Source organism: Sulfurospirillum tamanense (assembly GCF_016937535.1).
GTDB classification, from domain to species: Bacteria; Campylobacterota; Campylobacteria; order Campylobacterales; family Campylobacteraceae; genus Sulfurospirillum_B; species Sulfurospirillum_B tamanense.
In genome coordinates, this window is the sequence record NZ_JAFHKK010000032.1 from 1 (window position 1) to 19,837 (window position 19,837).

A 19,837-nucleotide genomic window follows, 5' to 3' on the forward strand; every position below is an offset into this window, starting at 1 on the left:
TAGAAAAACCGCCATTTTTAATTATTTTTCTTTTTTTTCGTTGCTTTTTGAAAATAAAGCCACATTGAACCAAGCAGTCCTCCCACAATAAGTGGCATTACCCAAGGATTTTCCCCAATGTATCCCACAAAACGCATTAGTGGCGCACCTGCTTTATAGCTTACTAGTCCTAAAATAATTGCCCATAAAGCAGCGGAGATTCCATTAAGAACATTAAAGCGCGCAAAAGAGTATTTGGTTAACCCAATTGCCAAAGGAATAAGCGTCTTAATGCCATATAGAAATTTTTGAAAAAAAATAATCTTATCACCATAGCGTTTCATTAAAATATGCGACAAGGCAATTTTGCGTCGGTGTTTCAAAATATAGGGCATCATCTGGGGGCGATTATAACGGCTCATGTAAAACAACAAAGTATCACCCAGCGCGTTTGCCACAGCAGCAACTACAATCGAAGCTGTCAAGTCCATTTGCCCCGAATACGAAAGCACTCCTGCAGCAATGATGGCGACCATGCCCCCGCCCAACGAATACAAAAACAAAATAATATAACCGTACGTCGAGAGTGACGTAAACATCTCTTCCAATAAAACTCCTTAACGGCGCTCTAGCCTTTTTAATGTTTCCACAAAACTTTTGGCCGCAAAAGAGTCTGCAGGTGTTCGTGCATCACCGTCTGCGCCAATCACCGACCCACCCAATGAAACTCCCGCAAACAGACCTCTGTTGTTTGCATACGCATAAATATCTTGCTTTAAACTAAAATCTCGCATGTGTGTTATGCTTGCCCCCATGGGTCCGGCGGCCACGGAAACATCTGCACCAAGGGTAATTTTTCTGCTCCTAATGGCTTCAGCCACTTCGTACTTCATGATAAACAAAATAATATCACTACGCTCTACGCCAAACTGAAAACCCAAACTTCCCCCGCCAAGCGCTACATGTAAAGGGCTTTCCCATCCATTGATTCCTTTAATACTCATAACGCCATTCCCAAAAAGTCCGCCCACAAAAAAGCCAACACGGGTTACATCAGGCAGCACCACAATGGCATTTGCCTGAGCAAAAAGCTCAACAGGAATACTTTCAGGTTGGTTTCGCATAATCAGTTGAAGCGCATTTGCAGATTCTAGTGTACGCTCTTCGTTGCCCCAAAGCAGTGACGAAACAAAAACCATACATGTAAATAATCTAACAATGCGGTGCATTTTCGCCTCCTTATTGGTTTTCAAAATAACGGGCAAAGGTGCCCTCTTTGGAAAGCAACGTATGCTTGTCGCCCTCTTCCAGCACCCTACCCTTGTCCAGTAAATAAATATAATCTGCCATACGAATAGTGCTTAGCCGATGGGCGATAATTACTGTTGTTTTTCCTTTTAGATAAGAATCAAGCCCTTCAAAAAGAGCCTTTTCTGTGTGTACATCTAACGCGGAAGTGGATTCGTCTAAAATCACTACATTAGGATTCTTAACAATCATGCGAGCAATGCTCAAGCGCTGGCGCTGTCCACCTGAGAGCCTAATGCCATCTTTTCCAACAAGAGTATCAAGCCCCAAAGCTTGCTCATAAACAAATCCTTCAAGTTGAGCAATCGCAACAGCCTCTTGAAGCTTGGCTTCACTGACTTCTTCGCCCATGGTAATGTTCATGCGTATTGTGCCATTAAAAAGCTGTGGGTTTTGTAAGACAAGGAAGACATTTTCCCGCACCACATCAAGGCCAATCTCGCGCACATCCACATCATCAAACAAAAGTGCACCCGAATCAATGGGATAAAATCCCACAATAATCTGAGCCAATGTGCTTTTTCCACTACCACTAGCTCCCACAATTGCCACCCGCTTTCCCCGAGGTATCTCCAAAGAGACATGTTCTAAAATAGACTTACTGGCTTCATAGGAAAATGTCACATCTTTTAACGTAATTCCATTAGTCTGGTGTTGCACGAAAGGGTTTTTAAGGTGAGGAAAATTTGGCTCTCGAGGAAGTTTTAGCAAAGTATTAATGCGCTCTAGGGCAGCCTTGGCATTATGAAAGGCGTACTGTACACCCAAAATTTCTTGCACGGGACCCATCATCACCCACAAGTAACCAAAAATTCCCAACATAAGACCGATACTCAAATCTGAATATGCCACCACTAAAATGCTTGCGGCACGAAAGATTTCAAACCCACCTAAAAATACTAAAAAGGAAAATCGCGCAGCTGCATCACTCTTGTACCCAAAAGCTATAGATTCATCCTTAATGGTTTTAGCTTTTGCCTCCACTTCTCCAATAAAACGCTTTTCTTGGTTACTAGCACGCACTTGCGAAAAAAGATCAAGGGTTTGGCTAAGGGCTGTTTGAAAAAGCTCAAAAGCTTCGTTTTGGCGTTTTTTTAAAACAGAAACCGAACGGGCTATTTTGGTTGTCAACACGACAACAAAAGGATTAAGCAGTAAAATAAACAGTGCTAATTGCCAGTGAATTAGCAGTAACACCACCCCAACACCCAAAACAGTCAACACCGAAATAAGTAAACGGCTAATCGTCGTGCCCAAAAACTCATCGACCGTCTCAACATCCACCACTAGCAATGCATTGGCACGGCTAGAGCCAAAATGTTCGTAACTACTAAGCGCAACGCCCCCGAGGTGCTTTAGTACCTGCTGGCGCAATCCAAAGGTGATGGTTTTTGAAATAATCGTAAAATATTTTGTTTGAAAAAAATTTAAAACAAAAAAAACAAAGCGCATCAAAAGGGTTAACAAAAGAGCCACAAAGACATACATGTAAGGAGGCTGAGTTTCCCCCAAAAGCGCATCAATACTTTGCACCAAAATACCCGGTTGTGCCAGAAGCACTTCATCGACCAGTAGAGGCATCAAAAGAGGAACTGGCGTACTAATAACCACTGCTAAAACAGCAATAGCATTGGCCAAAAAAAGTTCTTTTTTAAAGGAAAAGAGCATCTTAAGAAGATGTGAAAGTGTTACTGTACTTTTACGCAGCATCTTATCCTCTGAGCTGATCGACGTGCAGCCCCTCCAGGAGTTCATCAAGGCGCTTCCCAAGCTCCGCCTCTGGGAGAGTTTTGAGCAAAAAGTGTGTTATGCCAAGCGCACTGTAGCGTGTCAATTCTTCTTTGGAAAAGGTCGTGGACATAAGGCAGATACGGCATTTTTTTGATCGCTTTGACTGCATTTCTCCAAGAAGTTCAAGGCCTTTTTCAACAGAAGGATTAGTAATTTTAGTATCAATAATAACCAAATCAAAAGGCTCTTGTTTCAACCGTTGCGCGAAGAGTTTGATACGCTCATACGCACTGGCTTTTACATCACTATTGCGCAGGCGAAGAAGTTTTAACAAACGAAACTTTGCATCTTTATCCTCATCTACCACCGCCACCGAAACTTGCGATAACGACTCAAGGTAAGCGAGCAATGTTTTGAGTTCTCGATGCAATTCACTCATTTTTAGCTCATCAAGTCCTTTGAGGTAATATTTCAAGTAGGTCTTACTAGAAAACTCCTCTTGCACGTTTGCTTTGCGAAAAAATTCTCGGATAGATTTGGAACTTTCAGCACAATCCCACATTTTCTTATCAAAATAATAAGAATACCCATCCAGCAGTCTCAAAATTTGCTCTTTTCTCTCCCTTGAAAAATGGGTAAACTGACTAACAAACTCGCCATAATGTGCTTCCTCAAAAGCCTTAAGTTCACGCAATAAAAAAATGTTTTCATCGCGCAGCGAAGCCGCACGGTGCAAGGCATCCACATACATGCGATTGTAGCGTTTGTATTCTGTCTCTAAGGCTACTTTTTCTTTGGGCATTTTTGCTATTTTTTGCTTTACGAGCTCAATTTCATTGGCAAGGTTTTTAATCACCCCTTTTTGCGTGGAAATTTCCCCTCGATTGCTTTCAAGTTTTACTTTGCGCCAGACATAATCTGTTTGTGCACCCAGAAATATCTCTTCGTAAGCGATTTTTGGTATGTTAATTTTTTTGACAAAACCCTTATAGAGTCGGTAGATATCACCCACGTACTCGTAAAATGAAATCAGCTCGTTGTTAACAAATTTTGGATCTAAATCAAGCAGATTATGGTAAGCAGTGGTCAGAAACCGTCGCATCCGAATGTAATCAAGCCGCTCGTATTCTTCAAAATCATACTCATACTCTTCTAAATCAACAATCATTGAGGAAAAATAGTGAAAAATTGCTTCATCTATTGAAAAATCCAACATAATTGGAGCATAAATATCATTTTCTCGAGTAGGGACTGTTTTCTGCGTGGGTTCACTTTTAATATTTACTTCTTGAGGCTCATGCTGCGTGTCTTTCAAAAATTTTACATAATAAGGAACTCCGCCATCTAAACCAAAATCAACAGGGTCACCTTTGCGTGGATCATTTGCAAATTCAATGCAATCCATCAAAGAAAAGGAATGGCGAGTGCCATCCCTTGCTTCTAGTACACCTTCTTCACTAAAGGTGTCATAACTGAGCACTTTGCCCTTCATGGAACAATCTTAGCGTGCATAATGAACTGCGCGAACCTCGCGAATGACATGCACTTTAATTTCGCCTGGATACTGGACTTTTTCTTCAATTTCTTGAGAAATTTCTTTAGCAAGCAATACCGCTTCGTCATCATTCACAAGTTTTGCATTGGCGATGACACGAATTTCGCGCCCTGCATTAATGGCATAAGCTTGCTTGATACCTTCTTTAGATTTAGCAATCTCTTCAATATCTTGCACCCGTTTCAAAAAGCTCTCTAGTACTTCGCGTCTAGCCCCAGGGCGTGCTGCTGAGAGAGTATCGGCCGCACAAACAGCCGCAGACTCTACGGAGGTTGCCTCTTCGTGCCCGTGGTGAGCATAAATGGCATTAATTACCACTGGGTGCTCCTTATAGCGCTTGCACACTTCTGCCCCTAAATCCACATGGCTTCCAGCAAATTCATGAGTAAGTGACTTGCCAATATCATGCAAAATACCCGCGCGCTTGGCCAATTTTTCGTCCCCACCTGTCTCAGCTGCAATAATGCCTGCAAGGTGTGCCACCTCCAAGGAGTGCCCAAGGGCATTTTGACCATAACTAGCACGGTACTTTAGCCGACCGATAAGCTTTACAAGCTCTGGGTGAACCTTGGTTAGACCTAAGTCGATGATGATATTTTCACCCTCTTCAATCACCGTTTGCTCAAACTCTTCTTGTACTTTTTCATAAATGCCTTCAATACGTGCGGGCTGAATGCGGCCATCTTCTACTAGCAACTGAATTACTTTTGTTGCAATAGCACGACGGTAGAGGTTAAAACTACTCAAAATAATAGCGCCAGGCGTATCGTCGATAATAATGTCTACTCCTAACAGCATTTCAAGGGTTTTGATATTGCGCCCTTCTTTGCCTATGATACGGCCCTTGAGTTCATCATCTTTAATGTTGACCACATTAATCAATCGCTCTGCTGCAAAATCGCCTGCGTAGCGCGAGGTGGCTTGGGCAAGGATGTAGTTTACTCGTCGCTTTGCATCTTGCTTGGCTTCTTCTTCCAAGCGACGCACCGTGTGAGCAATATCTGCACGGGATTTTTCTTCTACTTTTTTAAGCACAACTTCTTTGGCTTCTGCCTCAGTAAGACCCGCGGAACGTTCTAAGATACTTAAGGCTTCTTTGACTTTTTCTTGATAATCTTGCTTAAGACTTGTCCCCTCTTCCATCAGTTGCTCTGCTTCTTTTTTAAGTTTAGCAACTTCGGCTTTTTCTGTTCCTGCTTTTTTCAAATCTTCTTTAACTTGAAGTTCACGCTTTTCAAGGTCGGTCATCTTCAGCATGTGCTCTTTAGTGAGTTGGGAAAGCTTTTCATCAAAACGCTTCTTTGCCCCAATTTCTGCTTCTTGAACCTTAATGTTGGCGTTTTTTAGCACCAACTCTGCCTCGTACTCAATCGCTTTAGCTTTGGCTTTGGCCTGCTCTAGAAATATATTGTAATTGGCGTCATTGATCTTTTTTGCAACAAAATACCCTGCTGCACCGCTAAATAGCGCGGCACCTCCTGCGATTGAAAACTCTAAAATCATTGAATCCTCTTCGTTTTATAAAATGGTTTGGGGTAATATAAAAATCTGCTTGAACATCGTGAGCATCTCCCACGTGTTGTGTGGTAAAACAGTCTGCCCCTTGTACAAAAATAACAATGGGGTGACATTTTAAGGATGAAAAAAATCTATCATACATCCCTTTGCCGTGACCAATCCGCCGTAATGCCCCGTCAACCCCGACAACTGGGACAATAGCAATATCAATCTTGGAAAAAATCATCTGAGAGTTTTGTGGCTCTAAAACAGAAAATCTTTTCTTTTTTATAGGCAGTCTGAATTTTACCACTTTGAAACTGACACCTTCCATAAATGGCACCAAAAGCCTATTATCAGGGCGCAATGAGCGCATTAGCTTCGTAATATTAACTTCGTGCTTTAGCGGAAGATAACACAAGATTGTCTTCCCTTTCACATCTTTAAGAAGTAAGGCAAGTTTTGTTAAAACCGCATGGTCTTGGCGCAGTTTATTGCGCAAGGCATGGTGTTTTAATTTCTGTAAACAACGGGCACGAAACTCTTCTTTGCTTTCCATGCCAGCTCCCTCTTCTCTTGTCAATTTAAGGCACTTTTTCCTATAATCCGTCTTTCACACGCCTTTACATGTAAAGGAACAATTGTAGCACAAGGAAAACTAAAATGCAGATGAAATCTCTCGCCCTCTTGCTTGCCTCGACACTTTTTTTTGCAGGATGTGGTGAAACAGAAACCACGTTTAAGGATGAAATTGTTATTAAAAATGAAAAAGAGCCTTTGGCACTTATTGATACTTTGGGTAACACCATAGGCATCACAAAGACAACCCAAGGAATCACTTTTGCAGGGCACGAAGGGAAAGTTGTCTTGCTGAACTTTTTTGCCACATGGTGCCCTCCATGTAAGGCCGAAATCCCTCATTTAAACGCACTTCAAGCAACCCATGGGGATGCTTTGTCTATCATTAGTGTTGCCCTTGAAGAAAAAACCGTTGAAGAACTTAAAAGCTTTATGGAGTATTACACCGTTAACTATACTGTCACCCAAGGGGAGCCAAACTATGAATTGGCAAAAGAAGTAGGAGGCGTTTCAACCATCCCTTACATGATTCTATATGACAAAAACGGTCATTACGCCACCCATTATGTAGGCGCCGTTCCTGAAGAGATGATTGATGCTGACATCAAAAAGGCTCTTGGAATATGATTGGTTTTTTAAAAAAAGGGCTCAGTAAAACCCTCGAGGCCATCAAGTCTGTTGCCCCCAAACCCCAAGAAAAAATCAGCAAAGCCCTCTTGGAAGAGATTTTACTTGAAGCAGATGTAACCTACGAACTCGTGGAGGAGATTATCTACTACCTCCCTCCTCAAGAACAAGTCAAGCGCGAGGATGTCAAACGGGTTTTAAGTACCTATTTTATCTACGATACCCCTGCACCAAAAAAAGAGAAACCCTTTGTGGAACTTATTCTTGGCGTCAATGGAGCAGGCAAAACCACAACCATCGGCAAACTCGCTTACATGTACAAACGCGAGGGACTTGGGGTGATGCTAGGTGCGGGAGATACCTTTCGTGCCGCCGCCATCGAACAACTAAGGCGCTGGAGCGAGCGCATTGATGTGCCCATAGTCTACACCCAGCAAGGGCATGATCCTTCCGCTGTGGCTTTTGATGCTATTAGTTCAGCCAGAGCCAGAGGTATTGATCGGGTCATCATCGACACCGCAGGGCGCTTACAAAACCAAGTCAACCTTGTCAGTGAGCTTCAAAAAATCACCCGCATTTGCAACAAAGCCCACGAAGGCGCCCCTCACCGCAAACTGCTCATTTTGGACGGCACTCAAGGGAACAGTGCCATTGCCCAAGCTAAAGCTTTCCATGAACTCATTGGCGTGGATGGAATCATCATTACCAAACTTGATGGAACTGCCAAAGGCGGAGCCCTTTTTGGCGTAGCACGCGCTTTGGAACTCCCTATTTTGTATGTTGGCGTGGGCGAGAGCGAAGAAGATCTCATTCCTTTTGAAGCAGAGGCCTTTGTGGATGGCTTGCTTGAGGGAATTTTCATCAATGAGTCTTCTCAAAATGGCTAAAAAAAAGAGCCTCTTTGAGTGCCAAGCTTGTGGTTTTCAAAACGCAAAATGGCTTGGAAAATGCCCAAATTGTGGCGCATGGGATGAGTTTTTAGAACTTAGCGAAACCCAAATTGCCACCCTTAAAGAAACCTCTACTCCCCTAAAATCCTCCAGTGGCGCTATTCCCATCACGGATGTGGAAATCGAAACCATTGAACGGTTTAGCTCAGGAGACAAGGAGTTGGACTTGGTACTGGGCGGGGGCATCGTGCCAGGAAGCTTGACCCTTATCGGCGGAAGCCCAGGAGTAGGAAAGTCTACCTTATTACTCAAAATCGGTGGCAATCTTGCCAGTAGTGGAAAGCGGGTTTTGTATGTCAGTGGTGAAGAGTCTTCTGGGCAGATTAAACTACGCTCAGACCGCCTTGGCAGCACCCATGCTTCTTTATTTTTGCTTCCTGAAATTCGCCTTGAAGCCATCATAAACGAACTCCAAACTACCCCTTTTGATGCGTTGATTGTGGATTCCATCCAAACCCTTTACAGTGAAAAACTCACCGCAGCCCCTGGCAGTGTGTCGCAAGTGCGTGAAATTACCTTTGAACTAATGCGTTATGGCAAAGAACACAACCTTGCTATTTTTATCATCGGGCATATCACTAAGGAAGGTTCCATTGCGGGGCCTCGCATCTTGGAACACATGGTAGATACGGTGCTTTATTTTGAAGGAGACAATAACCGCGAGCTTCGCTTGCTTCGAGGGTTTAAAAACCGTTTTGGCTCCACCAGTGAAGTGGGGATTTTTGAAATGACCAAAACAGGGCTCATGAGCGCCACAGACATTTCAAAGAAATTTTTTACCCGTGGCACGCCTCAGGCGGGTTCGGCCATTACGGTAATCATGGAAGGAAGTCGGCCTATCGTCCTAGAAGTGCAAGCGCTTGTAAGCGAGAGTAGTTACCCTAACCCCAAACGCAGTTCCACAGGTTATGAGCTTAATCGCCTTACGATGCTTTTAGCACTTTTGGAACGCAAACTCGACCTTCCGTTTAACCAATACGATGTTTTTATTAACATTGCTGGAGGCATTAAAGTCGGGGAAACCGCAGCAGATTTGGCGATTATCGCGGCAATTATTAGCAGTTTTCGCAACCGTCCCATCAGCAAAGACACTATCTTTTTAGGGGAGGTGAGTTTAATCGGGGATGTGCGCGATGTGTTCCATCTGGATGCACGCCTCAAGGAAGCGAAAACACAGCACTTTTCCAAGGCACTTGTCCCCTCCAAGCCCCTTGAAACTCCAAGTGGGGTGAAATGTTTTGTGGTGGATGAAGTTTCCAAGGTGATCGAATGGATGTAGTTTTGGCTTTTTTAGGGGATTTACCCTAAAGACAATCCTATTTTTAGCGATATACACAAAACTTCTTGCGCAAACTAATTTAAGTAAGAAGCTTACCAAAAGGACAACATAATGGCAGAAGAAAAAACTGAAGGCACAGAAAAAAAATCTGGCGGCAACATGGTGCTCATTATTATTGTAGCACTATTGGTGCTTTTACTAGCTGGTGGTGGCTTGGCTGCGTATTTATTGCTAGGTTCGGGCGATTCTCCTCAGCCTCAAACACAGCAAGCACAATCAGCAGGTGGCGGTTCAAGCGCAAGTGCGACACGCTCAACCAACTTGCTCTCCATTGGACCGGTTTACCCCATGGATGCATTCATTGTAAACTTGCTTAGCGAGAGCGGAAGCCGTTATTTGAAAGTCTCTTTAGATATCGAGCTTAGCAGCAGTAAACTGGCTGCAGAGATGGATGCTAAACGCTCTGTGGTACGCGACATCATCATTCGCACCCTCTCTTCTAAAACCTTTGAAGAAGTGAGCACGTTCAAAGGAAAAGAGCGCCTTAAGGATGAAGTTGTGACACGCATCAACGAAGTCTTGGCCGATGGCCATGTGCGCAATATCTTTTTTACTGACTTTGTCGTACAGTAAAAATGGTCGGTGTGGATATCGTCGCGATTTCTCGTATCGCGGCGTTTTATGAAAAACACGGTGAGAACGCCCTAAAACGTTACTTACACCCCCAAGAGATACAACTGGCCAAAAGCAACGCGACGCGCGCGGGGTTTTGGGCGGCCAAGGAAGCTATCTCCAAGGCTTTGGGGTGTGGCATTGGCCAGATGTGCGGATTTCACGACATCACTCTCTACAAAGACCAAAAAGGCGCGCCTCATTTCACCCTTGCTACGCACCTTTTGGAACACTTTAACATCACCGACCACTCCTTAAGCATTGCCCACGATGGGGGATTTGCCATTGCAGTGGTCTCCATCCAAAGCAACTCACCCACCGCCCACAAAGTGCAATAACTCTACCTTATCGCCCTCACTTAAAGCCGTTGTTTCCCATACCTCTTTTTTGACCACATTCATGTTGATAGCCGCAGCCATCACTTTAGGCTCAATTCCAAGTTCGTGCATGAGTTCTAGCAAGGTTGTAACGTGTGTTTCTTTAGCTTCGCCATTAACGATAATGTTCATCTTTTCCTCACTTTGTAAATCGAATCATTTTAAACCGCTCTCCTAAAAAAGCGGGTAGTATGAGTTGTTTTGCTTTTTCAAGTTCCGCACGGTACGTTGCTTCATCGACGTTTTGTTGAAGCATTTCAAGCAACTCCATCAAACCAAACGCTACCAAGGCACTGGCTTGGGTTTTGGTTTCTTGGTGGGTGAATCCTGCCGCTTCCATCGCTTGTTGCACGTGCCCAAAATGCACGTCGTAGGTGAGGTCGGCTTTGGCAAAATACTCCGCCAAATACTCCTTAGGCCCCGCTTTACATGTAAGCTCAAAAAAAGGCGTGCTTTGATGGTTTTGATACACACGCAAGGAGATGTCATTGCGAGGCAAAACCTCGCCATAATCAAAGGCAATGCATTCACACTTTTCACACGAGGCTCTAAGCGCCAAAGCAAAGGCTTCCAATCCACAAGTAATCTCTCCTTTTTCCACGCCCAAAAGGCGCGCTTTTTCACGCAAGGCTGGCTCCATGGGCACAAAAACTGGCACGTGATTTTCTATGTGCAACATGGTATCTTCCATGACCACCTCACATGAAAAAGCATCAAAAAGCTCGTTGGCAAACACCAGTGCTTCTTTACATATAAAAGCCTCCAGCGAAGGAAGAATGTTTACATGTACAGCTTCTCCAAAGGCTTCTTTGAGGGTTTTTTCTTGCACGAGACGTAACGATTCGAGGGGCTCAATGATGGTAAAGCGCAAAGTTTTTACAAGTGAGGGTTCTAGGGAATAGATAAACTGAATCATATCTGCCATCATATGCCCCTGATGGGCGCCAATCTCCACGATGTGCGCTTCGGGTGAGAACGCCCCACTTCGCACGCGTTCCACCACAAGCTTTCCAAGGGTCCCGCCAAAAAACATCGACGTGCTTACCGAAGTGTAAAAATCCCCTTTTTTTCCCACGTCAGTCGTTTTGTAATACCCCTGCGGACCGTACAGCCACGCGTGCATGTACTGGCTAAATTTCACCCTGCATCTTTGCATACAAATCTAACAAGGAAAGCTGTGCATCCAGTGCGTAAATCTGCGCATCCAGCTGCATGGTTTGGCGTGAGTTTTCCAGCGTTTGCACATCATAAACAGTCTTTTCTCCCGCCTCTGCGAGTTCTTTGGCTGAGGCCAGAAGTTCCCCATAAAGGGTGAAATTCTCCAAAGAAATCTCGCGCTTTTGGTTCAAGAACTGTACTTCTTCGTGGACGCGCTCAAACACTTTTGTCTCACTGCGCTTGACATCTTGGAGCTTAACACCCGCTTGCAAGGTTTCTACGCGCTTAAGCTCCAAAGAACGCGCGCGGTTGATGTCATAAAGGGGCATAGAAATCCGCACGCCGTAGGTTTGATACTCGTCACGCTCATTGTTGCCATCGTACCCTCTGGCGTTGTAATACGCCGCATTTAGGGAGATGGTAGGCAAAAAGGTCGACACATTGGCTCGCTGGAGCCACTTACTGCGCTCGTACGCCCCTGCTTGTTGCTTTACATGTAAAGAACTGGCAAGGTACGCTTCTTCATCTACCATCTCAAACACAGGCAACGTAAGCTCCTCCAGCCTAGCATCACTGATGCTTTGGAAGGCTTTGACGAACTCCATGCTGGTGCGCTCTAACTCTAAAAGCGTGTGCTGTAAGGTGTTTTTAGAGAGCAACGCTTGGTCAAGATCACTGCTGTCCACAAAGCCACTCTCAAATTGCTCTTTTTTGCGCACGATATCAATCAAAGCATTGTCGATTTGAAACTGGGTGCGTTGCTTTTGCAGTTGCGCCTTTTGGTAGCGTAACGCAAGACTCATGACATCTTTGATAAGTGTTTGGGTTTCAAGCTGAGTCGAAAGGCGCAAAAAAGCGCGATTAGCGTCCGCATAACGCATGGCAAAATAGATTCCGCCACTTTTAAAAATAGGCTGGTTCAATGAAACAGAGAACGTCCCCGTTTCGCGGTCACTATTGAGCGAATCTTCTGTTTTTGTCCAGTTCCACGCTCCCTCGATGGGACTAAGCCACTGGTATTTAAGTATGTCACTGTTTAGTTCATTTTGCTCGCGCTCTAGGCGGAGTTGTTCTTGTTTGAGCGTCGAAAGTAAGCTTTCATTGGCGAACAAAACGCCAGCACTCAAACTAAGACAAAGTAGCAATCGCATTTTCAAGCCTCCTAAATCCTTCTTGTATCTCTTCTTTAGAAATGGTGAGCGGTGGCAAAAAGCGCAAGGTATTTCTGCCTGAACGCAACACCAATACACCCGCCTCAAAGGCCGATTTAATCAGGTGAGGCAACGTCTCTTCGCCCTTACAGCGAAGCCCGCGCATGAGACCAAGGCCGAGCTCTTTTTCAAAATACTGAGGATAGGCTTGAGCGATACGGCGCAACTGTGCTTCAAAAAATAAAAAGGCCTCGTCCAAAAGCCCGCTTTGTTTATAAGACTCCAAAATGTCCAATACTTCAAGGCCTGCGCGCGTGGAAAGAAAATTGCCCCCAAAGGTACTACCATGGTCCCCTACTTCAAACAAGGTTTTGTGGGTGGTCATGATGGCCCCAATGGGCACGCCACCCGCCAATCCTTTAGCAAGGGTGATGATGTCGGGAGTGATGTCGTAAAGTTGCGAAGCCAAAAACTCCCCACTGCGAAACACGCCCGTTTGCACTTCATCGATAATGAGTAGCAACTGGCGCTCTTTCAAAAAGGCGGCGAGTTCTTGCACGGCGGCTTTGTCTAGCGGCTGTACGCCGCCCTCCCCTTGGACGAGCTCTATCATCACCGCGACGGTTTCTTCATCGATGGCATCGATGAGCGCGCGGATTTGTTCGTGAAAACTAAAGCCCTCAGGGTACGGGGCAAAGGCTTCTTTATGGAAGCTTGTTTGACCTGTGGCTTTGACAGTGGTAATGGTACGCCCGTGAAAGGAGTGCTCTAGGGTGAGGACTTTGAAGCGTTTTTTGGGAAAGGCTTGCAAGCCGTATTTGCGTGCGAGTTTAATGGCGCCTTCGTTAGCCTCAGCCCCCGAATTGGCAAAGAAAACCGCCATGTCGTAACCGCTAAGTTCACACATGCGTTTAGCCAGTTTGGCTTGGGGTTCAATGAGAAACAAGTTGGAGGTATGGATAAGATTGGACGCTTGGTCAAACAGCGCGTGGGCTAGGCGCAAGTTCCCATGCCCCACACTCACCACACCAATGCCACTGGTAAAATCGATGTAGTCTTTTCCATTTTCATCAAACAAGGTGGCGTTTTCGCCTTTTTTGAAGTTTACATAATTTCTAGGATACGTCTGCATGACGTAGGATTTGTCCATGGCTTCGTACATGTAAAGGCCTTTTGGGGAGGTTAAAAGGGATTATTATAGCGCAAGTGGGTTAATGGGTACCTAATCATTGCTGTTTTTAAAAGAAGCTACTCTAGCACAGGCAAATGCCACCCGCGGTAGTAAGCCGCTAGACGTAAGGCAAGGCCCACAAAAGCGCAAGCCAAGATACTCAAAGGGTTTAAAAAACCCACAAGCTCTAGCACAAAGAGCATCGTGCCGATGACCAAAGCAACCGTGCCGTACAAGCCTGTACTTAAAATAAGCGGCACTTTGTTGAGCAAAATATCGCGCATGACCCCGCCACCCACGGCGGTGGTGAGCGCCAAGAGCACCACGCCAAAAAAATTCAACTCGCTTTGCATGGCTACCAACGCGCCCGTGATGGAAAAAGAGACAAGCCCCAAGGTGTCGCTCATGACAAAAATGAATTTTTGCTCCACCTTGTCGTGTTTGTGCAGCTTAAAAACAATGGCAAAAAACAACACGCCCACCACCAAAAGCCCCGGAAGCAGGTGCGTAAAGGTGTACGGGTCGCGACCAACGATGGCATCGCGCGTTAAACCACCGCCAAGGGCCGTTAAAAATGCGGCGATAAACACGCCCAAAAAGTCCAAACGGTCTTTAGCGGCCACATAAAAGCCGCTCAAAGCAAAGGCAATCGTACCAATAATTTCAGCAATAAAAAGGGGTTCCATAACACTCTTTATAGGGTGGGATTTAAAAAGGCATTATACACTTTTTAGCTATAATCGCCCTTTTTGAGGATGGAAAATGACCCCGCAAATGCTACTAAAAACCTGTCCACTGCTAACACAGCCCCTTACATGTAAACCTCTTAGTGGTGGCAACATGAATGCGGTGTTTTTGGTGCAAGACAGCTTAGACAATGAAGTGGTGGTAAAATACGCGCCGCCGTATTTGCATCTGCTTGGGCCTAGTGTTCCGTTATCTCAAGAGCGCATTCGTGTAGAGATGCATGCGCTAGAATATTTTGGTTCTATTGCACCCCATGTAACTCCATCGGTTTTATACAAAGACGAAGCCAATTTTTTCATGATTTTAGAATACAAAAAAGATTTTATAACTCTTCGCGAAGCCCATATTTTAGAGGTATTTAACCCTAAAGTCTATGTAAAGCTTGGCCACTTCATAGGCGCACTCTGCGCAAACAAACCACCTAAAAAACCGCAAAGTTTTTATGAAAATCAAGAGCTAAAAGCCATCACGAATGAATACGTTTTTACCATCGCTTTTTTGGAAAACTCAGACAAAACCATGCCCCATCCGTGGTTTACTCCGCGCCCCAAATCCGCGCGCCTGTTAGAAAACGTGGCTTTTTTAAAAACCCTTTTTCACACCTCCACGCCTCACCTCATTCACGGTGATTTGCACACGGGTTCGGTGTTGGCGCGCGGTGAGAAAATCGCGGTGATTGACGCGGAATTTGCCCTCTTTGGGCCGATTTCCTTTGACATTGGCAATCTTTTTGCCCACATCATCATGGACGGTTTTGGGCGGGAGTTTTCACCCAGCATGGCACTAGAGGTTTTTTGGGAGAGCTTTGTCCAACACTCCAAGCTTACATGTAAAGAATCAGAAGCCATTTTCTCCCAAAGCGTAGGGTTTTGCGGCGTCGAAATCGCGCGGCGTTTGGTAGTACCTGCCAAATCTCCCGCCCTAGAATCTTTGGCACACAAAGAGGAAGCGTACGCGCACATGGACGCGCTTTCTCATAAACTTATCGAAAATTTCCCTCAGACAAAAACTCTTCAAAACTTCCTAAAAATACTCCCATGAAAGCGGTCATTTACTTTTGCAAAGCCCCGCAAAAGGGCAAGGTCAAAACACGCCTCGGGCGTACCATTGGCGAAGAAAATGCTTTAGCTATCTACTCGGTTTTACTAAAAAATCTTTTCTCCACCCCCTCACATGTAAAGGCGTTTGTGGCGTACAGCGGGAGTGAGGATTTCATCCCTGCCTACCTGCCCCGTTTTGTTCAAGAAGGCGAAGGCTTGGGCGCGCGGATGAAAAACGCATTTTTGCACCTCTTTGATGCGGGCTTTAGCCAAGTGGTTTTAGTGGGAGCTGATATTCCGCGTGTCGATAGCGTGATTTTACAAAACGCTCTTGAAGCTTTAGACACGCATGACGCGGTGCTCTCACCCACCAAAGATGGCGGGTATTATCTCATCGGATTTAACAAAACACACTTTACATGTAAAGCTTTTGAGAACGCTATTTTTGATAATGCCAATGTTTACGCGCTTACATGTAAGGCGCTAGAACCTTTACATGTAAAGCAAGGGGAAGTGCTTGAAGACATCGACACGCTAGGGGATTTGCGCCAGTTTTGTGCGGATTTTCCAGCGCATATGTTAGCCCAAACCGCCAAGCCAATCCTAGAAAAATTCCCGCGTATTAGCCTTGTGATGCCTGTTTTTTTTGAAGATGAAAGCGCCGTGCAAACCATCGCTCATGCTTTTGAGAATGCTAACAATAAGGACATTGAAGTCATCGTCGTAGATACCCATGCGCGCACGTGCATCGACGTATTGGATTTTAAAAACCCCGCGCGGCTCCACACCGCGCCCAAAGGCAGAGCCAACCAACTCAACGCGGGTTTTGACCTAGCGCGCGGGGAAGTGGTGCTGTTTTTACACGCCGATACCGTACTGCCAAAAGATTGGGACGACTTAATCACAGAAGCCTTACATGTAAAGGATGCGGGGGCCTTTGGACTGCACATCGATGCGCCCTCGCGGTGGCTTGGGTTTGTGACGTGGGCCACCAACTGGCGCGCACGGCTTTTTGGCACGCCTTATGGCGACCAAGCCCACTTTTTCAAAGTAAGCGTTTTTGAAAAACTAGGCAAATACCCAACCATCCCCATCATGGAAGACGTCGCCATCATGAAAACCCTCAAACGCCAAGGTTTTCGCCTCGCTCTTTTAAACGCGCGCGTCACCACCTCGGCACGTCGCTGGCACAAAGAAGGGCTTTTTTACACCACTCTACGCAACCGCACACTCTCCACGCTCTATGCTCTTGGAGTTTCCTCTGAACGCTTGGCGCGATGGTATCGGGCGTTAAAATATGGCAAAAAGTGAGCAAAGAAGTATTTTTGGTAAAATGCTAATTTTAGCGTAGTAGGCGTCTCTAATGAAATGATTTCAAAAGCTTTAGAAACTAAATGAGCTTGATTTGTGAATGCGTATATGCTATCATAATTTTATGAAAATAGTAATAGACACAAGCGTATGGATTTCAGCACTTATCAAAAGAGATAGTAAAGCAAGAGAGCTAATAAGGTTGATTTTTCAAGCAAAGCTCTCTCCGCAAATGAGCGAAACTCTTTTTAGAGAGTATGAAGATGTCATGAAAAGAAAAAAGATTCAAGAATTAACACCCTTGAGTCTAGAAGAGCAAAACGAACTCTTCGAAGCTTATCTGTCTACTTGTAAATGGAATGAGATTTACTACATGTGGCGACCAAATTTACAAGATGAAAATGATAACTTTATAGTAGAGTTGGCGGTTGCTAGTGGAGCAGAAGCTATCATCACTTACAATGCCAAAGACTTTAAAAGTGCGGAGTTAATCTTTAAACATAAGATTATAACGCCAGAAGATTTTATAAAGGAGATGCCATGAGTACAATCACACTAAGAATACCAGACTCTAAACATGAAAGATTAAAGCAGTATGCCAAAGAGCAAGGAATTAGCCTAAACAAGCTTTTTGAGGAATTTGCGACAGTAGCACTAGCACAGTTTGATGCAAAAACAAGATTTGACATAAAAGCCTCAAGAGGTAGTGCCGAAAGAGGATTGCAGATTTTAGACAAACTAGATAAAACTCTTTAAAAGATTTAAAAAAGTTTAGAGTTTAGACCTGACCCTTTTTTGCTGTTTCTAAGGAAAATTATGAACAATCACGAACTTACTTGGTACATGCAAGAGATATCTATGCATGCGCTAGGAGCAGAAATTGACTTTAAGAACTTTTTGGAAGCGGTAAACAATGAAGAAACAAGGCAGACGAGAACTGTTTGGTTTCATTTAACTTCTTTTCTTTCACATGCTGCTATGATTTCAAAACTCGTGTCTCCTATATCGCCTCGCGATGTTAAAGCAGAACGAATGAATTTATTACAAGAAGCTCTAAATATCGAGAGTAATTCAGAAGTATTACCAAGAAATGCAAGAGATAATGTGGAGCATTTCGATGAAAGAATAGATAATTGGGTGGGTACCGACTCCAGTACCTTACTTGAAGTTGTATTACAAAATAGAACAGGCTATGACTTCATGAATGTAGATGCAAAAAGAGTTAAAAGATTACTTCTATTAGATGAACTTATTTTTATTTCAGAAACAAGAAATACTGATAAGTTTGAGCTTAAGTTACAACCTTTATTTAATGAAGTTAAGCGAATTGGAGATGAGGCTGGAGCATGGATAGAGAGGAACTCACCTTATAATTTTATATATCCGCAACAAGGTAGCTAGCAAATCAGAATAAAAGGGGTCAGGTCTAAACTCTAAACTTTTTGGTATAATTTTCCCAAAGGAGATGGCATGCCAAGAAGATTACGCGTAGAAAATTGTGGTTATCACCATGTTTACAACCGTGGTGTTGCAAAAAACAGTATCTTTTTGGACGAATACGATAAAGTAAAATTTATCGAAATTCTCTCCAGTGTTTGCAAAGAATACAAATTCGACATCCATTCATTCTGTCTTATGGATAACCACTACCATCTTTTGGTAGAAAACAGAAGAGAAAACCTCTCTGCGGGTATGCGCCAACTCAACTCTGGGTATGCAAGTTATTTTAACAAACGCCATCAAAGAGTAGGCCATCTGTGGCAAGATAGGTACAAGTCATGGTATGTGCTCGATGAAACATACCTTTTTACACTCTTTCGCTACATCGAATCAAATCCGCTCAAAGCTAAGATGTGTAAAAAGATAGGTGAATATAAATATTGTGCTACCTATTGCATCAAAAGAGATGCCGTGCCGCCATTTTTACAAAACTCTTTTGTTTTGCGCGATTATCATACTGGGGAGCTTTTTGATATGCTAGACATACCCCTTAACCCAAATGAATTAGAAAATATAGGTAAATTTCATCAACAAAGATATAAGCTAGAAGAGGGTCAAATTGTACATGTAAAGCAAAAAAGCTTAGAGCAATATTTCTTACATGTAAAAGATAAAACGCAAAGAGATGAAGCCATAAAATCTGCCCACGAAGATGGCTATAAAAAGAGTGAGATAGGAAGAGCTTTAGGTTTAAGTGGCGCTGGAATAGCAAAAATCCTCAAAAAGTTTAGAGTTTAGACCTGACCCCTATTTGTTCGCAACCGCGTTCTCTCCACCCTCTACGCCCTTGGGGTTTCATCAGAACGGTTAGCACGGTGGTATCGGGCGCTAAAGTACAGGGAAAAGTAAGCAAAAGAAGTGTTTTTTGGTAAAAAGTAAACACCTGATACTACTTTCTCTATTTTCTAAAAACATCCTAAAAGTATCTTATTTTCGCGCCCCAAATTAAGATATAATGGCCCCAAACAACAAAAGGCCCGAAATGGAAAATACAAATCCAAAAAAACAAAAAGATGCAACAAAGCTGACAACCTCAAAATTAGCAACAAAACTGGAAATAAAAACAAATGAGCTAAATAAAAAATTGGTTTCACTTGGGTATTTGGAAAAGAAAAACAAAGACTTTCACCTAACGCAAGAAGGAAAACAAGCGGGTGGAACCACAAAATCAACTGGCGCAAGGGCGTATATTTTATGGGATGAGA

23 protein-coding genes are annotated in these 19,837 nt (G+C 44.0%); 12 read left to right on the top strand and 11 right to left on the bottom strand.

Annotated elements, in window-relative coordinates; all coding sequences use genetic code 11:
* Positions 1-17: 17 nt before the first annotated feature.
* The 6 genes from JWV37_RS11035 to JWV37_RS11060 are packed head-to-tail and all read right to left on the bottom strand — an operon-like array spanning position 18 to position 6,629.
* Complete coding sequence (locus JWV37_RS11035; RefSeq protein ID WP_205459878.1) at positions 18-587, bottom strand: DedA family protein; 570 nt, start codon at positions 585-587, stop codon at positions 18-20.
* Positions 588-596: 9 nt separating this feature from the next.
* Positions 597-1,208, bottom strand: coding sequence for a lipid-binding SYLF domain-containing protein (locus tag JWV37_RS11040; RefSeq protein ID WP_205459879.1), 612 nt, complete (start codon positions 1,206-1,208; stop codon positions 597-599).
* A 10-nt stretch (positions 1,209-1,218) separates the two neighbouring features.
* Positions 1,219-2,997 (bottom strand): ABC transporter ATP-binding protein, encoded by a 1,779-nt coding sequence (locus JWV37_RS11045; protein ID WP_240332185.1) that lies wholly within the window; start codon positions 2,995-2,997, stop codon positions 1,219-1,221.
* A 1-nt stretch (position 2,998) separates the two neighbouring features.
* On the bottom strand, positions 2,999-4,510 hold the full coding sequence (locus JWV37_RS11050) for a response regulator (RefSeq protein WP_205459880.1): 1,512 nt from the start codon (positions 4,508-4,510) through the stop codon (positions 2,999-3,001).
* 9 nt (positions 4,511-4,519) lie between these two features.
* A complete protein-coding gene (rny, locus tag JWV37_RS11055; RefSeq protein ID WP_205459881.1) occupies positions 4,520-6,076 on the bottom strand; it encodes a ribonuclease Y in 1,557 nt (518 codons plus the stop codon).
* Entirely contained in the window at positions 6,033-6,629 is a 597-nt protein-coding gene (locus tag JWV37_RS11060; RefSeq protein ID WP_205459882.1) for a 5-formyltetrahydrofolate cyclo-ligase, read from the bottom strand. Before JWV37_RS11060 ends, rny begins: the two co-directional genes overlap by 44 nt.
* 104 nt (positions 6,630-6,733) lie before the next feature.
* On the opposite strand from JWV37_RS11060, the gene JWV37_RS11065 reads away from it, so the two are divergent.
* From JWV37_RS11065 to acpS, 5 genes are all read left to right on the top strand, one after another.
* Positions 6,734-7,276 carry a TlpA family protein disulfide reductase gene (locus JWV37_RS11065; RefSeq protein ID WP_205459883.1) on the top strand — a complete coding sequence of 181 codons (543 nt, stop codon included), beginning with the start codon at positions 6,734-6,736 and terminating at the stop codon, positions 7,274-7,276.
* Positions 7,273-8,163 (top strand): signal recognition particle-docking protein FtsY, encoded by an 891-nt coding sequence (gene ftsY, locus JWV37_RS11070; protein ID WP_205459884.1) that lies wholly within the window; start codon positions 7,273-7,275, stop codon positions 8,161-8,163. Before JWV37_RS11065 ends, ftsY begins: the two co-directional genes overlap by 4 nt.
* Positions 8,156-9,505 carry a DNA repair protein RadA gene (gene radA, locus JWV37_RS11075; RefSeq protein ID WP_205459900.1) on the top strand — a complete coding sequence of 450 codons (1,350 nt, stop codon included), beginning with the start codon at positions 8,156-8,158 and terminating at the stop codon, positions 9,503-9,505. The genes ftsY and radA overlap by 8 nt, the downstream gene beginning before the upstream one ends.
* A 111-nt stretch (positions 9,506-9,616) precedes the next feature.
* Positions 9,617-10,138 (top strand): flagellar basal body-associated protein FliL, encoded by a 522-nt coding sequence (fliL, locus tag JWV37_RS11080; protein WP_205459885.1) that lies wholly within the window; start codon positions 9,617-9,619, stop codon positions 10,136-10,138.
* A gap of 2 nt (positions 10,139-10,140) precedes the next feature.
* On the top strand, positions 10,141-10,515 hold the full coding sequence (gene acpS / locus JWV37_RS11085; RefSeq protein WP_205459886.1) for a holo-ACP synthase: 375 nt from the start codon (positions 10,141-10,143) through the stop codon (positions 10,513-10,515).
* Here the strand turns inward: acpS and thiS are convergent.
* The 5 genes from thiS to JWV37_RS11110 form a co-directional block, all read right to left on the bottom strand.
* Positions 10,489-10,686: a sulfur carrier protein ThiS gene (gene thiS / locus JWV37_RS11090; RefSeq protein ID WP_205459887.1), complete on the bottom strand. Its 198-nt coding sequence runs from the start codon at positions 10,684-10,686 to the stop codon at positions 10,489-10,491. The genes acpS and thiS overlap by 27 nt on opposite strands.
* 7 nt (positions 10,687-10,693) lie before the next feature.
* Positions 10,694-11,695 (bottom strand): SAM-dependent methyltransferase, encoded by a 1,002-nt coding sequence (locus tag JWV37_RS11095; protein WP_205459888.1) that lies wholly within the window; start codon positions 11,693-11,695, stop codon positions 10,694-10,696.
* Positions 11,685-12,863, bottom strand: coding sequence for a TolC family protein (locus JWV37_RS11100; RefSeq protein WP_205459889.1), 1,179 nt, complete (start codon positions 12,861-12,863; stop codon positions 11,685-11,687). The genes JWV37_RS11095 and JWV37_RS11100 overlap by 11 nt, the downstream gene beginning before the upstream one ends.
* Positions 12,841-14,025, bottom strand: coding sequence for an aspartate aminotransferase family protein (locus JWV37_RS11105; RefSeq protein ID WP_205459890.1), 1,185 nt, complete (start codon positions 14,023-14,025; stop codon positions 12,841-12,843). Before JWV37_RS11105 ends, JWV37_RS11100 begins: the two co-directional genes overlap by 23 nt.
* An 86-nt stretch (positions 14,026-14,111) precedes the next feature.
* A complete protein-coding gene (locus tag JWV37_RS11110) occupies positions 14,112-14,720 on the bottom strand; it encodes a trimeric intracellular cation channel family protein (RefSeq protein WP_205459891.1) in 609 nt (202 codons plus the stop codon).
* Between the two features lie 76 nt (positions 14,721-14,796).
* On the opposite strand from JWV37_RS11110, the gene JWV37_RS11115 reads away from it, so the two are divergent.
* From JWV37_RS11115 to JWV37_RS11145, 7 genes are all read left to right on the top strand, one after another.
* Positions 14,797-15,822 (top strand): phosphotransferase, encoded by a 1,026-nt coding sequence (locus JWV37_RS11115; RefSeq protein ID WP_205459892.1) that lies wholly within the window; start codon positions 14,797-14,799, stop codon positions 15,820-15,822.
* A complete protein-coding gene (locus tag JWV37_RS11120; RefSeq protein WP_205459893.1) occupies positions 15,819-17,132 on the top strand; it encodes a TIGR04283 family arsenosugar biosynthesis glycosyltransferase in 1,314 nt (437 codons plus the stop codon). Before JWV37_RS11115 ends, JWV37_RS11120 begins: the two co-directional genes overlap by 4 nt.
* 124 nt (positions 17,133-17,256) lie before the next feature.
* Positions 17,257-17,676, top strand: coding sequence for a putative toxin-antitoxin system toxin component, PIN family (locus tag JWV37_RS11125; protein WP_205459894.1), 420 nt, complete (start codon positions 17,257-17,259; stop codon positions 17,674-17,676).
* Positions 17,673-17,888 carry a toxin-antitoxin system HicB family antitoxin gene (locus JWV37_RS11130; RefSeq protein ID WP_205459895.1) on the top strand — a complete coding sequence of 72 codons (216 nt, stop codon included), beginning with the start codon at positions 17,673-17,675 and terminating at the stop codon, positions 17,886-17,888. Before JWV37_RS11125 ends, JWV37_RS11130 begins: the two co-directional genes overlap by 4 nt.
* 60 nt (positions 17,889-17,948) lie before the next feature.
* Positions 17,949-18,533 carry a hypothetical protein gene (locus JWV37_RS11135; protein ID WP_205459896.1) on the top strand — a complete coding sequence of 195 codons (585 nt, stop codon included), beginning with the start codon at positions 17,949-17,951 and terminating at the stop codon, positions 18,531-18,533.
* Positions 18,534-18,602: 69 nt separating this feature from the next.
* A complete protein-coding gene (locus tag JWV37_RS11140; protein WP_205459897.1) occupies positions 18,603-19,370 on the top strand; it encodes a transposase in 768 nt (255 codons plus the stop codon).
* 244 nt (positions 19,371-19,614) lie between these two features.
* Positions 19,615-19,837 (top strand): hypothetical protein (locus JWV37_RS11145; RefSeq protein ID WP_205459898.1); only part of this gene is annotated, 223 nt, incomplete at its 3' end.